Origin of the sequence: Serratia nevei, assembly GCF_024160145.1 — a bacterium.
Classification (GTDB): Bacteria; Pseudomonadota; Gammaproteobacteria; order Enterobacterales; family Enterobacteriaceae; genus Serratia; species Serratia nevei_A.
The window spans coordinates 1-254 of record NZ_JAMYWQ010000193.1 but is presented as its reverse complement, the minus strand read 5'-3'; the positions used below and the strand labels follow the sequence as shown (position 1 = coordinate 254).

Here is a 254-nt window from a genome sequence, read left to right as displayed (position 1 = left end):
GAGGCGGGTGTTTTGCCGCGTCGGATAAGCTTTGTGGCAGCCCTGAATCTGTTGGTATCTCAGGTGAGGGTCAGCGACAGAGGAGCGCCGGGCAATATACCTAAGCATCTGAGAGGGATGAGGGAAATGCATATTCCGACCCAAACCGATCATCAATTCCGATATAAGCCGATCGCACTTTACGATTTAATTCGATCATGGTTTCCGATTTAAACCGGCCAACTTTTACCACTCTTCGGAATCGGTGATCCTGG

At 50.0% G+C, this 254-nt stretch carries 1 pseudogene; it reads left to right on the top strand.

The annotated features are described in order from the left end of the window. Positions 1–213: pseudogene (locus tag M6G53_RS25360) on the top strand (hypothetical protein); the annotation flags it as partial. Positions 214–254 lie beyond the last annotated feature (41 nt).